This is a genomic window from Methylomonas sp. ZR1, from assembly GCF_013141865.1.
In the GTDB taxonomy this organism is placed as follows: Bacteria; Pseudomonadota; Gammaproteobacteria; order Methylococcales; family Methylomonadaceae; genus Methylomonas.
This window is the reverse complement of sequence record NZ_RCST01000001.1, coordinates 25,547-40,876: the sequence shown is the minus strand read 5'-3', so window position 1 is coordinate 40,876 and position 15,330 is coordinate 25,547. Positions and strand designations below refer to the sequence as shown.

Annotated in this window: 12 protein-coding genes; 7 read left to right on the top strand and 5 right to left on the bottom strand. The window is 50.9% G+C overall.

Annotated features, from left to right (window positions below):
- Positions 1 to 40: 40 nt before the first annotated feature.
- The 3 genes from DDY07_RS00190 to DDY07_RS00180 are packed head-to-tail and all read left to right on the top strand — an operon-like array spanning position 41 to position 2,459.
- Entirely contained in the window at positions 41 to 1,912 is a 1,872-nt protein-coding gene (locus tag DDY07_RS00190) for a YdbH domain-containing protein (protein WP_171694326.1), read from the top strand.
- Positions 1,909 to 2,106: a YnbE family lipoprotein gene (locus DDY07_RS00185; RefSeq protein WP_064010563.1), complete on the top strand. Its 198-nt coding sequence runs from the start codon at positions 1,909 to 1,911 to the stop codon at positions 2,104 to 2,106. The genes DDY07_RS00190 and DDY07_RS00185 overlap by 4 nt, the downstream gene beginning before the upstream one ends.
- A gap of 11 nt (positions 2,107 to 2,117) precedes the next feature.
- Entirely contained in the window at positions 2,118 to 2,459 is a 342-nt protein-coding gene (locus DDY07_RS00180; RefSeq protein ID WP_171694325.1) for a YdbL family protein, read from the top strand.
- A gap of 575 nt (positions 2,460 to 3,034) precedes the next feature.
- Here DDY07_RS00180 and DDY07_RS00175 read toward each other — a convergent pair.
- Both DDY07_RS00175 and hslO read right to left on the bottom strand, forming a co-directional pair.
- A complete protein-coding gene (locus DDY07_RS00175) occupies positions 3,035 to 3,808 on the bottom strand; it encodes a hypothetical protein (protein ID WP_171694324.1) in 774 nt (257 codons plus the stop codon).
- Between the two features lie 7 nt (positions 3,809 to 3,815).
- Positions 3,816 to 4,697, bottom strand: coding sequence for an Hsp33 family molecular chaperone HslO (gene hslO, locus DDY07_RS00170; RefSeq protein WP_101054586.1), 882 nt, complete (start codon positions 4,695 to 4,697; stop codon positions 3,816 to 3,818).
- Positions 4,698 to 4,772: 75 nt separating this feature from the next.
- On the opposite strand from hslO, the gene msrA reads away from it, so the two are divergent.
- The 3 genes from msrA (at position 4,773) to DDY07_RS00155 (ending at position 8,466) form a co-directional block, all read left to right on the top strand.
- A complete protein-coding gene (msrA, locus tag DDY07_RS00165) occupies positions 4,773 to 5,405 on the top strand; it encodes a peptide-methionine (S)-S-oxide reductase MsrA (RefSeq protein WP_171694323.1) in 633 nt (210 codons plus the stop codon).
- A gap of 256 nt (positions 5,406 to 5,661) precedes the next feature.
- Complete coding sequence (locus DDY07_RS00160) at positions 5,662 to 7,515, top strand: methanol/ethanol family PQQ-dependent dehydrogenase (protein WP_171694322.1); 1,854 nt, start codon at positions 5,662 to 5,664, stop codon at positions 7,513 to 7,515.
- A gap of 93 nt (positions 7,516 to 7,608) precedes the next feature.
- Positions 7,609 to 8,466, top strand: a complete 858-nt coding sequence (locus DDY07_RS00155; protein WP_171694321.1) for a quinoprotein dehydrogenase-associated putative ABC transporter substrate-binding protein — start codon at positions 7,609 to 7,611, stop codon at positions 8,464 to 8,466.
- A 14-nt stretch (positions 8,467 to 8,480) separates the two neighbouring features.
- On the opposite strand, the gene malQ is transcribed toward DDY07_RS00155, so the two are convergent.
- Genes malQ through glgC form a run of 3 tightly spaced genes read right to left on the bottom strand, consistent with a single transcriptional unit; the run spans position 8,481 to position 12,933 of the window.
- Entirely contained in the window at positions 8,481 to 9,953 is a 1,473-nt protein-coding gene (malQ, locus tag DDY07_RS00150; protein WP_171694320.1) for a 4-alpha-glucanotransferase, read from the bottom strand.
- Between the two features lie 18 nt (positions 9,954 to 9,971).
- Complete coding sequence (locus DDY07_RS00145) at positions 9,972 to 11,663, bottom strand: glycoside hydrolase family 57 protein (protein ID WP_171694319.1); 1,692 nt, start codon at positions 11,661 to 11,663, stop codon at positions 9,972 to 9,974.
- Positions 11,653 to 12,933 carry a glucose-1-phosphate adenylyltransferase gene (glgC, locus tag DDY07_RS00140; RefSeq protein ID WP_033158346.1) on the bottom strand — a complete coding sequence of 427 codons (1,281 nt, stop codon included), beginning with the start codon at positions 12,931 to 12,933 and terminating at the stop codon, positions 11,653 to 11,655. The genes DDY07_RS00145 and glgC overlap by 11 nt, the downstream gene beginning before the upstream one ends.
- Before the next feature lie 215 nt (positions 12,934 to 13,148).
- Between glgC and glgB the strand changes: the two genes are divergently transcribed.
- The gene (gene glgB / locus DDY07_RS00135) at positions 13,149 to 15,329 is read left to right on the top strand and encodes a 1,4-alpha-glucan branching protein GlgB (RefSeq protein ID WP_171694318.1); all 2,181 of its coding nucleotides are present in this window, start codon (positions 13,149 to 13,151) and stop codon (positions 15,327 to 15,329) included.
- Position 15,330: the final 1 nt, after the last annotated feature.

Here is a 15,330-nt window from a genome sequence, read left to right as displayed (position 1 = left end):
TGTACTGGTTAGTCACGCAACAGACCGGCTACGGCAGACTATGAACTTGCCTGCCACCACAAATAATTTGCAGCAGCGCGGTTCATGGCGGCGCAAGATGGCTATTACGCTGCTGATGCTTGGGTTATTTTGCCTGGCCCTATGGTGGCAGCGTTCAGTTCTGCTGGAGTTACTACTGCAACAGGCGCTGAAACAAAGCGCGCTCAGCCCACCCTCGTTGTCGGGGCTGTCGTTTGATTCCAAGCAAGCCAAGCTGGCTGAAATCAGCTTCGGCCTCGCCACACCGGCTGGCAACTTATCGGTTGCGATGCAGAATGTTTCAACCGATTACGATCTGGAAAAGCGAACTATCAGCAACGTCAGCATCGGCCACGCCGCGCTGAAATTCAACTACCACCCTACCGACCAAGCTGCGACGCAGACATCGGAAAACACTCCTATCAGCTTACCGCTGGACCGATTGAGCATCGCGAAACTGGAAGTTGATGTAGATACGCCTTGGGGATTGAGCAGCTTTGCTGGTCAAGCAGACGTCACACGAGGTGCGGCCGATGCCATCAATGCAAGGTTTCAGGATGCCCAACAATCCATTCACCTAAAAATAGATCCCGGTTTTAGCGCCGCCAAACTCAAGGTCCAACGGCTGCCAACTGGCAGTATATTCGAACTGAATGCCAAACAACTGGATAGCCCCGCCAAGCAAATCAACCTAAATGCCGGCGCGCTGTCGCTGATCGAGTGGCTTAACAACAGCTTACTGATACCGCAGACTTTGCGAGCAAAAACCCAGTCATACGACTTAGCCAAATTAAGCCCGCTACTAAGCGCCACGCAGCTCAGTGCAAGCGCCACTACGCAGGACAACTTTGCCACGCTGCAAGCTGAAGCCTTTCTGACAAAAGATAAACAGTCTCTGCTGGCTATGGATTTGTCGATGACGAACAAGCAAACAATCGATATGAACGGCCGCCTGGACATGGCCGCCAGCGAGGCATTCGATTTAATCAAGCCCTGGTTACCGGCCATGGCGGCCAGTTGGACGGTTGCCGGCGGCAAGGCACACGGAAATCTAAAACTGCATAGACCAGGCAATCAAGATGTTTCCGGAACAGCACAATTGATTATCGCCGATTTGGCCTTGACGGCCGGCGCGGCGAAAATCGAGAACGGCAAGGTGGAACTGAACATTCCGGAGCTGGCGGATCGCGCCTTGGACTTGTCTGCCGAGATACCTACGCTGGGATTAGGTAAAGACTTAATAGCGCAAAATCTTAGTATCAAGGCCCGCTATCTCGATCAGGAACTGACACTAAGCCAAGCCAATCTGGCAATATTCGGCGGCATCATGGAATTGAAACCGGACAAAATACCGCTGGAGCAAACGCCGATACTGCTGACTTTACGACTGCATGACATCGATCTGTCGCAACTTTTAATAAGCCTGCATTATCCGAATATTTCCGGAACCGGCTCAATAGACGGCGAACTACCGTTGCAGTTGTCGGCGGGGGCCATAGATGTGCAAGACGGCAGCCTCAGCGGCACACAGCCGGGTGTGTTACGCTATATGGGACCGGCCGATAGTCAGAATATCGCCTTTAAGGCTCTCAAAAACCTGGTTTACCGGAATCTGCAAGCCAAGGTAAATTATCGCCCAAACGGCGACTATCACCTGGGCTTACGCCTGGAAGGCAATAACCCGGAAGTATTGTCCGGCCATCCGCTGGCGTTTAACCTAAATATCAGCGGCCAGCTACCCGAGTTGCTACAAAAAGGTATTTTAGCCGGCGATTTGGAACGGACCATTCTGGAACAGGCTATCGCCAAACCGGCCGATGCAGGAGCATCGCCCAAGCCCCCAAGCGGGGATCAACCACCCAAACCGCCGCCGGCGGACCGGAGGAATCAATGAACTGGAAAGCTGCAAGTAGCGCGGCCATCTTGTGCGGCAGCATCTACCTGACGGGGTGTTCGCCCTCCGTCAGGTTGGAAGCGCCGGACAAACCGATTGAGATCAATATGAACGTCAAAATCGAACACGAAATCCGTCTGAAAGTGGAAAAAGACGTAGACGAATTGCTTTCCAGCCAAAAAGGCTTGTTTTAAAGGAGCGAGTGATGAACAACAAAAATTTGCTATCAATTTTGGCGCCTTTGTTTCTGGGCTTATATCTGACCGCCCTACCGGTCAACGCCACCGATCTAGCCCAGGCAAAATCGGCTGGGTTGGTGGGTGAACAAATGAACGGTTTCTTGGGCCTAGTCAAGCCCGATGCATCGGCCGAGATAAAAGCCCTGGTTGAAAGCATTAACGCCCAACGCCTGGCGGAATATCAACGCATAGCGGCTAAAAACGGCGTTGCTGTGGAGGAAGTGGGGCGACTGACCGCTCAGAAAGTCATAGGCCAAGCGGCACCGGGACAATTTGTAGAAACGGCTTCCGGCTGGACGCAGCGCTGACAGGCAAGAGCCTATAAGACAATACTGCACGGTATTCAAACGGCTCGAGATTTAGCCGGCAGCAAAGTAAAAATACCGTCATTTGTTCGCAGTGGCACTAATAAGTCAAATTTAGCTATCTCCCGACCTAAACCTGAACATCACCAGCACCACTCGGGAGAAGTTACCTTGCGATCCCACTTAGTCAAGGCGAGCAAAATTCGTTAAAACCGCTGGCTGGACAAGCAATTAGCTCTCTAAAGCGGCAATAATCAGACGATTCGGACATTCGCTCACGCCGAGGAGAAACCAAGCAGAATGCCCACAAAACTAATGTGCGACAAATTGTCACACTTTTTTGTGGACAGCAGTTTTTTAATCCAATAGAATGCGCCCACTTTCAGCGAAACGCAGATGATTCGAAAGAATCAAGACCGTTAAATGAGGGGGGGATAGGCGACCGTTAATCCGGTATAAGAACAACAATAAACGCAAGAAATTAACCTGCCGTACAACGGTAGGCGTCCAATCAATATAAAAAATAACACCGGACGAAGCCCACTTTACGTGGGCTTTTTTATGCCTGCCGTTCTAGCTCACATACCCGCCACTTTTTTATCGTCTTCTTCCTGAAAATTCCTGTAATTGATCGATATTTTTAAGCCGGCAAAGCGGCCGGACATCTTGATCAATTCGGAGGTGGTTTTATCGAACATCAACCTGATTTCGCTCAAAGCTCTGTCCTCGTAACCTTCTTCGATATCCTTGGCATCCAGCCGAAAATGGTAAAGATACACTTCCTGTTTTTCTTCATCGGTGATTTCCAGCGGCTCGCCCAGTTGTTTAATTACCGTGGCTTTTTTTGGCAGCAGCGCGGCGATTTTCTCCATTTGATCAGCCTTCGCTCTTAACTGCTTTTTCTCTTCGTTGATTTCCGCACCGCCCAGCGAGCGAAATGATGCCTCCAAAAACTCCGGCGGAGCGATTTGTAGGAATAGGTTGGAGAAAGTCCAATCGGTGATTTTATCTTCCTTGTTAAAGGCCAGATCCAGATAAAAACTGATTTCCGGCGCAATCAGCTTGCTGTCTTTGTCGATCTTACGAAACCAATAGCGCCAGCGTTTGCCGTCCCCGGTATGCTCTTCGCTACTGGCATGCAACTTAGCCAGCGACACAAAATCTTCGCTGAGCAGTTTGGGTTGCTTAAAATGCACGGTGAAATCTTCTTTAGATGTCACCGCAAAATAACGATCAAACTCGTCCATTTGCAAATAAGTCTGGTAGGCGTGCAACCAGTGCAAACAACCTGTCATGCTGCTGAGTAATACAAAAGCCAGAGACAGGCGAAAAAAGCGGTTAATTTTAGTCATAGCCCCCTCAGTGCCGGGTAGGCGAGTGATTATCAGTTTCGGCTGCCGGATTGGTCAGCAGGTTTTCCACATCAACCTTGTCAAAGTGGTATTGCGCTCCGCAAAATTGGCAATCGACTTCGATGTCGTCGCGTTCCCGCAAAATTGCTTCCAACTCTGACCGCCCCAATGCCGCTAAAGTGCCGCCGATTTTTTGCCGTGAGCAATTGCATTTAAATTCCACCGGCTCCGGATCGTAAATCCTGACCTTTTCTTGATGAAATAAACGGTGCAATAAGTCCTCGCAATCCAGACTCAACAGTTCGTCGGCGGTAACGGTATTCGCCAATATTTCGATGCGTTCCCAGTCGGCTTTGTTCTGATTGCTACTCGGTAACTCCTGGATGAACAGGCCGGCCGCATGGGTTTGATTGGCAAACAGCCACAACCGGGTATCGAGTTGCTCGGACTGAGTGAAATAGGTCCTCAACACATCCGCCAGCGTTTCCGCCTCCACACCGACGATACCTTGATAAGGTTCGGCATTCTCCGATTCCACGGTCAATACCAATCGGCCGCCCTCACCTACCATGTCCAGCAAATTTGCGCCGGCGACAGTGGCCTCACTGCGCACCAAGCCCCTGATTTGCCGTTCGTTGCTGGATTGCGCTACCAGGGCTTTCAAATCGCCGCCGCCCTGAATCTGCATGATCATCGCGCCTTTAAACTTGATGGTTGCCGACAACAACACCACCGCCGCCAAGGCTTGTCCCATTTGCGCATCGACGGCATCATTGACTAAATGTTGATATTGTTTAGCTTGCTTCCAACTTTGTTCCAGCCGCACCCATTCGCCACGAACTCCGTGTTCCTCGAAAATAAAGCGGCGTAAGCAATCTTGTTGTTTCATGATTTAGTGGAATCCTCTTAAATAAGCGGAGATTATAATCCGCACACCCTCATCATTCGACCTCGGGATGCACTCATGTCTTTTCTATTCAAAAAAACCGCTATGCCCAGCGCCGACCAAGCCTTACCGGGACGTCAGCAAGCCATAGACAGCGGCCTATTTCACGCCGTCAACGGACATCCTATCCATCCGCCATTTCCGGCGCATCTGCGACAAGCCGTGTTCGGCATGGGCTGTTTCTGGGGTGCCGAACGTAAATTCTGGCAACAAGCCGGCGTATTCAGCACCGCAGTGGGCTATGCCGGCGGCTTTACACCCAACCCTACTTATCAGGAAATTTGCACCGGCATGACCGGCCACGCCGAAGTGGTGTTGGTGGTGTTCGACCCGGGCGTAGTGTCTTACCAGGATTTATTGGCAATATTTTGGGAATCTCACAATCCCACCCAAGGCATGCGACAAGGCAACGATGTCGGCACCCAATACCGATCAGTCATCTATTGCCAGGACGACCAATATGAAACAGCCGTGGCAAGCCAACAACAATACCAAGCAAAATTAACAGCCGCCGGCTTTCCAGCAATCACCACCGAAATCCGCAATGCTCCGACTTTTTATTATGCCGAGGAAGATCATCAACAGTATCTGGCTAAAAACCCGTCCGGTTACTGTGGCTTGGGCGGCCTGGGTGTCTGTTTTTCCAGATAGCTGAATCGCCGAGAAATCCTAAGGCATTATAAGACTTGAGATTATTGTTTCGCTGCCATCCCGGGAGAGTTTTTCCGGTTGACTTTTAGGAAAAAATCCTTCAATTTACGCGCTTGGTGTGGCTCTCCCTCTGCGCTCGGTTATAGCCGAACAAGCCCTAAAGGGCAGTCATCCAAACAGAGCTTTAAAACTAATATTAGTCTTAACAACACAAAACCGTACTCTGTCTCATCAACAGATTACCAGGAGGAAACATATGAAGAAGCCTGTAAAAAACTGGCTGCTTGCTTCGACTGTAGCGACTTTACTTGCTGCACCAACTGTCTCTACCGCTAACAGCGATGTTGAAAAACTGACACAAGACCCAGCCAACTGGGCTACATGGGGCGGCGACTACGCCGGCACACGTTACAGCAAGCTGTCGCAAATCAACGCTCAAAACGTTAAAAACCTGCAACCAGCCTGGTCTTTTTCTACAGGTGTTTTGCGTGGTCATGAAGGCGGCCCTTTGGTTGTTAACGGCGTCATGTTCATCCACACTCCGTTCCCAAACACCGTTTACGCGATCGATCAAAAAACTAAAGCAGTCATCTGGGAATTTACCCCAACCATGGACGCTGACGTCACCATCCCAGTAATGTGCTGCGATACCGTTAACCGCGGTTTGGCTTACGGCGACGGCAAAATCTTCCTGCAACAATCAGACACCGTACTGACTGCGCTGGATGCCAAAACCGGTAAGCGCGTATGGAGTGTTCAAAACGGCGACCCAAAATTGGGTATGACCAACACCAACGCACCATTGGTTGTTAAAGATAAAGTCATTACCGGTATTTCCGGCGGCGAATTCGGCGTACGCGGCTTCTTGGCTGCTTACAACATCCGCACCGGCCAGCTGGAATGGAAAGGCTACAGTATGGGTCCGGATAAAGACACCCTGTTGAAACCAGGCAAATCCACCACTTGGCAAGACGGTAAAGTGACTCCAGTCGGCCCAGACTCAGGTACTAGCACCTGGAAAGGCGACCAATGGAAAATCGGCGGCGGCACTACCTGGGGTTGGTATTCTTACGATCCTAAACTGAACTTGGTTTACTACGGTTCAGGCAACCCATCGACCTGGAACCCTGTACAACGTCCAGGCGACAACAAATGGTCCATGTCTTTGTGGGCGCGTGACGCCGACACCGGTGAAGTTAAATGGGTTTACCAAATGACTCCACATGACGAATGGGACTATGACGGTATCAACGAAACCGTTCTGGTTGACCAAGAAGTCAAAGGCAAAATGCACAAAACCATCGTGCATTTCGACCGTAACGGTTTCGGTTATACCCTGGACCGCGAAACAGGCGAACTGTTGGTTGCCGAAAAATTCGACAAATCCGTCAACTGGGCTACCCACGTCGACCTGAAATCAGGCCGTCCTGAAGTTGTGCCTGAGTTTTCTACCGAGCACCACGGTGAAGACGTCAACACTGTAGGTACTTGCCCTGCGGCGTTGGGTTCTAAAAACCAACAACCTGTTTCTTACTCTCCACAAACCGGCCTGTTCTACATTTCAGGCAACCATTTGTGCATGGAGTACGAACCCTTTGAAGTTTCATACACCGCAGGTCAACCTTATGTAGGTGCCACGCTGTCGATGATGCCTGCCGGCGCTGACGTGCTGACCGGTAAAAAAGACGGCACCACCAACTTGGGTCAGTTCACCGCTTATGACGCTAAAACCGGCAAAATCGCTTGGTCTAACAAAGAGCAATTCTCTGTATGGTCAGGTTCGGTTGCTACCGCTGGCGGCGTCGTATTCTACGGCACCCTGGAAGGCTACCTGAAAGCAGTTGATGCTAAAACCGGTAAAGAATTGTACAAATTCAAAACTCCGTCCGGCATCATCGGTAACGTCAATACTTGGGAATTTGAAGGCAAACAATACGTTGGCGTTCTGTCAGGTATCGGCGGTTGGGCTGGTATCGGTATCGCTGCCGGTATCGACGACGGTACTTCTGCATCCAGCTCAGAAGGTTTGGGCGCGGTGGGTGCTTACAGAAGCTTGAGCTCTTACACCAAATTGGGTGGTACACTGACTGTGTTCGCTCTGCCTAACTAAGATCTAACTCGTTAGATTTCAGTAAAGCAAGCCTTGGCCGAGTCATCGGCCAAGGCTTTTTTACGTATAGACCCCAGCTAAAAGGAAACTGCGATGAAAATGCTCTCAACCGCCTCAAGATTGTTAATGACGGCGACCTTGGCGGTAGCCACTATTTCCGTGAATGCCCAAGATAAATTCCGGGTTTGCGCCGACCCGTTAAACCCGCCTTATTCCACCAAAGAACAAACCGGCTACGAAAACAAAATCGCCGCCCTATTTGCCGAACAGTTAGGACAGGAACTGGAATACACCTGGCTACCGGAACGAATCGGCTTCATCCGCAACACACTGAAAGCCGAGAACGATAACGGCGAAGGCTTTAAATGCGATGTAGTGATGGGCGTGCCAGCGGGCTACGATCTTACCGATACCAGCAAACCCTACTTCCACTCGACTTATGTGCTGCTGATTGCCAAAGGCCGTGGCTGGGACGATATTAAAAACAGCACACAACTAGCCAATCTCCCATTGGACAGGCAGGAAAAGCTGAAAATAGCAATGTTCGACCGCGGTCCAGGTACCGAATGGCTGCAAAAAAACGGCTTGCTGGAGCAGGGAATTCCCTACCAAAGCATGACCGGAGACAGCGAACACAACACCGCTATGCAAATCGAAAAAGACTTACGTGCCAAAAAAATAGACATGGTGATACTTTGGGGACCTATGGCGGGATATGTGCAATCGCAAGCCGCAAAAGGCAGTTATATTGCTATACCTATGCAATCTTCACCGGGCTTAAAGTTTGATTTTTCAATAGCCATGGGCATGCGCCAAGGCGACAACAAACGTAAGCAACAACTGAATGATTTGATCGACAAAAACCTGGATAAAATCCAGGCCATCATCGCAAGTTACGACATCGCTGTATTGCCGATCCCGGCAGACACCGGCAAAAAAGACGACGATTGAAACGTTATTAAAGCCTAGCGCCCGAACAATCTCACCAGATGCGCAAAATGTCCGGCTTTATCATCGGTCAATTGCGACCAATCGAACCGCCAGCGCCAATTTCCTTCGGTTGTGCCTGGCGTGTTCATTCTATCGGGTGATCCCAACTTCAGAATATCCTGCATCGGAATCACCGCCAGATTGGCAACCGAGCCTAACGCGGCATGAATCAAGGCGCTGGGCATAGGTAGGCTCGACCAGCCAAGATAATCGTATATACGCTGTTTCTCGCCGTCATTAAGCCCTTCGAACCAGCCCAGCGTGGTATCGTTATCGTGGGTACCGGTGTAAACCACGCTATTTTTCTGATAATTGCAGGGCAAATAAGGATTGCGACTATCGTCACCGAAAGCAAACTGCAAAATTTTCATGCCCGGCAAATCGAAATCGTCGCGCAAAGCTTCCACTTCTTCGGTGATGATTCCCAAATCTTCTGCCACCAAGGATAGCGAGGCAAATTGCTCCTGAATAGCCGCCAGCAATTCCGCACCCGGCGCTTTAACCCAACGCCCGTTGATGGCGGTGTGCTCGCTGGCCGGAATCTCCCATGCCGCCTCTAAGCCGCGAAAATGATCGATTCGCAAAATATCGAACATTTCGTACTGGGATTTGATTCTATCCAACCACCAGTTAAAACCGGTTTTCTGCAAATATTTCCAGTCATAGTGCGGGTTCCCCCAACGCTGACCGTTCTCAGAGAAATAATCGGGCGGCACGCCGGCCACGACATCCATTTCGCCCAAATCGTTAAGTTTGAAGACCGCCCGGTTCGCCCAAACATCGGCACTGTCATACGATACAAAGATCGGAATATCGCCAAACATCAGTACGCCATGCTTGGCGGCGTAATCTTTCAACTCGTGCCATTGCCGGAAAAACACATACTGCTCGAATTTGATCGTTTCGATCACAGCCTTCAGTAACTGCTTTGATTCATTCAGTGCGCCCGGCTCGCGTTGCTTCAGCGCGTCCGGCCATTGATTCCAGCTTTTATGTCCAAACACATTGCGCAAAGCGATAAACAAGGCAAAGTCATCCAGCCAATCGGCTTTTTCCACGCAGAACTGCTTAAAATCGTGCTGCTGCTCGGCATCAGCCAAGCTTTGAAAACCATAGAACGCTTTCGTTACCAAACAGCTTTTGGTGTATTCCGCATTGGTGTGGCAGTCGCCGCAACGGTCTGTGGTTTGCAGCCAACCCTTGTCGGCTAGCCATTGAATGTTAATCAGGGCAGGATTGCCGGCATGTGCCGACAAGCACTGGTAAGGTGAACCGTCGCCATGCGTCATGCCCAGCGGCAAGGTCTGCCAGACGGTAGCACCTATATCGTGCAGAAAATTAACAAAATTGAAGGCTTCCTTACCCAAATCACCACACTCTCCACGGCCCGGGAGCGATGTTATATGTAACAAAACACCTGCGCGGCGTTTATCCAAGAGAGCACCCATGTTGTTTATTCCGTTTTATTATATTTGAAGACCGCGCCGCATTGCGCCACCCATCGCCGGGCTACCGCTACCTTGCGTAAACGACAAGGCCAGATACGGCGGCGGCTCTTCGCCCAGCAAACGATAGAGATTGCTCAAATTAAGCCGATACTGTTTTTCAAAATCGCTGACCGCTTCGCCGGGATTATAATCACCGAACCACCAAAACCAATCCGACCCCTCGCAGACGCCCAATTGCACCTGTGCGGCAGCCAATTGTTGCTCAGAGAGTTTGCCGTTGGCGACCGCTTTGTCGAAAGCGTTTTTGACATCGGCCAACATCTCCCAGCCGCAGTTCTTATCGGCATCGCCGATCCAGGTCGAAAACGTACCATACACCCAACTACCGGCCACCAATTTCGGCAAGGACCCAGACTGGGGAGCGGCACTATCCAGATAGTCAGAAAAAGTGGTTAATTCGATACGCGGATGTTCGCTAAGCCGCTTATACAGCGCACTAAGAAAATGATACCCGTTATCCGGAAAATATTCCCAGGCATTTTCGCCATCCATGATTATCGAAACCAGGGGCGTCTGTGGCTCATAATCGGCGATATTTTCCAAGTGCTGAATCAGATCGGCCACCGCATCATCGGCATGCCATTTTGAATATTCAAACCCGATTAAATCCGACAAGCCGTCGTCGCGAAAAAAACAGGCGATCTCCGCAGAACCCAGCTTAAAGGGGCGATGCACAGCAACTGCTTCGCCAACCGCGCTGGCGCGTATGCTGTTATGCAAGACATTACCGCCACTGGCGGCCCATTTGAAACCAAAATCAGCTAACACTTCCAGGGTCCGCTGACTGATACTGCCCTCGGACGGCCAGCAACCTTGCGGTTCAAAACCAAAAAAATGCCGAAAAGTCGCTAAGCCTTTTTGCAAATGCCAACGCACGCGCTCTTCACCACCGGGGTAATGACTAATACCCGGCAAGGTTACGCCGGGCATTGCCTCGCGGGCACTATCTATCTCGAGCATCAACGGCATGATGGGGTGCGCATAAGGCGTCACCGACAGTTCGATGCGGCCTTTTCTAGCCAAAGCTTTATAGCGGTAGATAACTTTCGACAACAGATCGCGAATAATTTCAACAATCTCGATCCTATCATGCAGACTAAAGCCGCTGCCTTTTTCGATTAAGCGTTTGACGCGGTTATCGTTGAGTTTGACCGTCTCGCCCATCCAGACCAAGTGATACCAGACCAAAATGTCGGAAATAAATTGCGCATTCAGGTAATTGACTGAGTCCTGGTGAGCTTCAATCCAGTCTGCCATCTTGGTTAGCTTACGAAAAGCCGGATAGCGTTCGATCTGCCGCTCTCGGTTGGCTTTCCGGCAATCGCGTAACAACTTTAAGCGCTTTTCCGGATCGGCGGAAACCGAAGGTTCGACCAAAGCAGCCAACAGAGGGTCCTTGATGGCAATTCTATCGTGCAAATAGCCGTTGACTTGGTTGGAATAATCTTCGATTTGCTCCAATAGGATAGGGGCAAAATTCACCACCGCTTTAGCCCCCGGCACGGCTTCCAGATGCGCGACCATATCCACATAATCCTTGATCACATGCAGATAGGTCCACGGCAGCTTGAATTCCCCGCTCTGCATGTCGCGGTACTCAGGCTGGTGCATGTGCCAGCAGAGCACCAGCTTAAGCTTTTTATCGGACATAATTCCGTCTTTGTCCCAGCATATCGGATGTCACCAACACCACACCGCCCTCGCTGACGTGAAAACGTTTTTCGTCTTCCGCCCGGTCCTCACCGATCACGGTACCTTCCGGTATTTGACAACCCTTTTCGATGATGGCTTTGGTAATCCGGCAATGTCTACCGACATTCACTTCGGGCAAAATCACTGAATCCTGCACCGAGCTGTAGGAGTTAACACGCACCATTGAGAACAGTAAGGAGTGGCGCACTGTGGCGCCGGAAATCACGCAACCACCGGAGACCATGGAGTCGATAGCCTGGCCGCGTCTATCGTCATCGTCAAACACAAACTTAGCCGGTGGCGTTTGCGCTTGATAGGTCCAGATCGGCCAGGTGTTGTCGTACAGATTCATATCAGGCTTAACACCGACCAATTCCATATTGGCAGCCCAGTAGGCATCAATGGTTCCCACATCGCGCCAGTAACTTTGTTGACCACTTTGTAAATCCAGGAACGGATAAGCATTGACCCGGTATTTTTCGATCACCGACGGAATGATGTCCTTACCAAAATCACGGCTGGAGCCTTTGGTATCAGCATCTTTGATCAATTGTTCGAACAAGAAGCCAGCATTGAAAATATAAATACCCATGGAAGCCAGCGCGGTGTTTTCCCGGCCGGGCATCACCGGCGGATTTTCGGGCTTTTCCACAAACGCCTTGACCCGGCGATTTTCATCCACGTGCATCACGCCGAACGCTTTGGCGTCTTCCAGCGAGACTTCGATACAACCGATAGTCAGATCGGCCTTGTTGGCAACGTGATCGGCCAGCATCACCGAATAGTCCATCTTGTAAATATGATCACCAGCCAATACCAATACAAACTCAGGATTACGGGCCCGCAGGATGTCGATGTTTTGGTAAATCGCGTCAGCGGTGCCTTGATACCAGGAATGCTCGTCATGTCGTTGTTGCGCCGGCATCAAATCGACATACTCACCAAACTCGCCGCGCAAAAAACCCCAACCCTGCTGGATGTGGCGAATTAGCGAATCAGCTTTATACTGGGTAAGGATACCGATCTTGCGAATGTCGGAGTTAATACAGTTGGATAGAGGAAAGTCGATGATACGGAATTTACCGCCAAACGGCACCGCCGGCTTGGCCCGCCAGTCGGTCATATCCTTCAGCCGCGATCCGCGTCCGCCAGCCAGAATTAACGCAATGGTGTTGCGGGTTAAATCATTGACCCGTCTCTCCGTTTGATGTGTATCGACGACTGACATGTGTATCCTCTTTCAATTAATTAAGCTTTACCGCCCAAAACCGGCTGCAACCGACATTTCACAGATTTCTCTACCTGCCACTTGCCGCGTAGAGCCATTATCGTTACTCTTCACGGAAAAGTAAAAACTCAAGCGATTTGATGCTGAAAAGTCGGTCATTACCAAAATTGCTATTCCTGCCAACCGATAACTAACTATAACTGAGGCATTGCAAAATGAACAAGCCAAGCAAAACCAACACGCTTGATTCAGAACTAATCAAACTCACCGAAGCAAAGCATCACGATCCTTTCGCCCTGCTAGGCCGTCATGGTCAAGGCCGCGATAACGTCATCAGAGTGTATTTGCCCTATGCGGAAACCGTAAGAATCAGCAGTCCCAAAGGCCCAGAATTCTCTCGCATTCCCGACACCGATTTTTTCGAATACCATCCGGGCAACGAAGCCATCCCCGAGCATTACCCATTATTTTGGACGGACAAGGACGGCTACGACCATCAACACTACGACCCGTACTGCTTCGGCCCGGTGCTGCCGGAATTCGACCAACATTTGTTTGCCGAGGGTCGGCATTGGCATATTTACAAAAAGCTTGGCTCGCATCTGCACAGCGTTGCCGATATTCCCGGAGTACATTTTGCGGTCTGGGCGCCGAACGCACAGCGGGTCAGCGTGATCGGCGATTTCAATCGCTGGGACGGCCGCTGCCATCCGATGCGCAGCTTGGGTAGTAGCGGTATCTGGGAAATTTTCATTCCCGGCCTGTCTGCCGGCTGCTTGTACAAGTTTGAAATTCTGAATCGCCATACCGGCCAACTGCTAGTCAAAACCGACCCTTACGGCCAGCATTTCGAATTCCGTCCGCAAACCGCTGCGATTGTCACAGTAGAAGACAGCTATACCTGGCAAGACGGCAGCTGGATGGACCACCGTCCGCAGCACGACTGGCTGCATCAGCCGATGTCGATTTACGAGGTACACCTGGGCTCCTGGCGGCGCGACCATCGCGGCAATTTCCTGAATTATCGCGAGCTTGCCGAGCAATTGGTGGATTATGTGAAAGAGCTGGGGTTTACTCATATCGAGCTACTACCGGTCACCGAACATCCGCTGGACATTTCCTGGGGCTACCAAACCACCGGTTATTTTGCGCCGACCAGCCGCCACGGCACCCCGGACGATTTCCGTTATTTTGTCGACCACTGCCATCAAAACGGCATCGGCGTGATTTTGGATTGGGTGCCCGCCCACTTTCCAAAAGACAACTTCGCTCTGGGCCGCTTCGACGGCACGCCGCTTTACGAACACGAAGACCCACGTAAAGGCGAGCATCGCGACTGGGGCACCTTGATTTATAACTACAGCCGCAACGAAGTGAAAAACTTCCTGCTGTCCAGCGCTTTCTTCTGGCTGGAAGAATTCCATCTGGACGGCCTGCGGGTCGATGCGGTGGCGTCGATGCTGTATCTGGATTATTCCCGCGACGCCAACGACTGGATTCCCAATATGTACGGCGGCAACGAAAACCTGGAAGCCATCGACTTCCTTCGTCAAATGAATACCGTCACCCACGAACAGCATCCCGGCACCGTGATCATGGCCGAGGAATCGACGTCCTGGCCGCAAGTGACTCGCCCCACCTGGACCGGTGGCTTGGGCTTCTCGATGAAGTGGAACATGGGCTGGATGCACGACATTCTGCATTACATGCAGGAACAACCGATCCACCGCTCCTACCATCATGATTCGCTGACTTTCGGCCTGCTTTACGCATTCACAGAAAACTTTGTGCTACCGTTCTCGCACGACGAAGTGGTGCACGGCAAAGGCTCGATGTTGAATAAGATGCCGGGCGATGAATGGCAACGCTTTGCCAATTTGCGTCTGCTGTACACGATGATGTTTACCTATCCGGGTAAAAAATTGTTGTTCATGGGCTGCGAATTCGGTCAAGGTACCGAGTGGAGTTGCAACCGTACGCTTGATTGGTACGTATTGGATTACCCGCATCACAAAGGCCTGCAAACCCTGGTTAAAGACTTGAATAAACTCTATTCCAGCCATACCGCTCTGCACCGTTACGACTTCGATCATCACGGGTTCGAATGGATCGATTGCCACGACTATCAACAATCTATCATTAGTTATCGCCGCAAATCGGCGCATGAAGATTTGATCGTGATCCTGAACTTCACCCCGGTGCCACGCGAAAGTTACCGAATCGGCGTACCTAATCCCGGCACCTATTACGAGATTTTCAATTCCGATTCTCAATATTATGACGGCAGCAACCTTGGCAACGGCTCGGTGTTGTCAGAACCGCAACCCTGGATGAACCAAGACCACTCCATTTCCGTCACCTTGCCGCCCCTGGCCGGTATTATTTTGAAAATGTAGT